The following is an 888-nucleotide window of genomic DNA, read 5'->3' on the forward strand; positions in this document are numbered from 1 at the left end:
CAGGAAGAAGACAAGTATGAGATGTTTGTTTTTTTGGCGGACCAACAAGCATTGACAGATCACGCCAAAGATCCTCAAACGATTGTAGAATCGATTGGGAATGTTGCCTTAGATTACCTAGCAGTTGGATTAGATCCAAGTAAGTCAACTATCTTTATTCAAAGCCAAATCCCAGAGTTGGCTGAACTATCTATGTACTATATGAATTTGGTGTCACTAGCTCGTTTGGAACGAAATCCGACAGTAAAAACAGAGATTGCTCAAAAAGGGTTTGGAGAAAGTATTCCGACAGGATTTTTGGTTTATCCGATTGCGCAAGCAGCAGATATTACTGCCTTCAAGGCTAATTATGTTCCTGTTGGGACAGATCAGAAACCAATGATTGAGCAGACTCGCGAGATTGTTCGTTCTTTTAACAACGCATATAACTGTGATGTCTTGGTGGAACCGGAAGGTATTTATCCAGAAAATGAGAGAGCAGGACGTTTGCCTGGTTTAGATGGAAATGCTAAAATGTCTAAATCCCTTAATAATGGTATTTATCTAGCTGATGATGCGGATACGTTGCGTAAAAAAGTCATGAGCATGTATACTGATCCAGACCATATTCGGGTTGAGGATCCAGGTAAGATTGAAGGAAATATGGTTTTCCATTATCTAGATGTGTTTGGTCGTCCAGAAGATGCTCAAGACATTGCAGATATGAAAGAACATTATCAACGTGGTGGTCTTGGTGATGTGAAGACGAAACGTTATCTACTTGAAATATTAGAACGGGAACTTGGCCCTATTCGTGAGCGCCGTATCGAATTTGCTAAGGATATGGGAGAAGTGTACAATATGCTTCAAAAAGGTAGTGAGAAAGCGCGTGAGGTTGCGGGGCAAACT

General features: G+C 40.8%; 1 protein-coding gene. It reads left to right on the forward strand.

Annotation, left to right across the window (positions count from 1 at the left end):
* On the forward strand, nt 1-888 hold an 888-nt coding region (trpS, locus tag GMD6S_RS09635; protein ID WP_000300374.1), incomplete at both ends, for a tryptophan--tRNA ligase.

The organism is Streptococcus sp. GMD6S, from assembly GCF_000297015.1.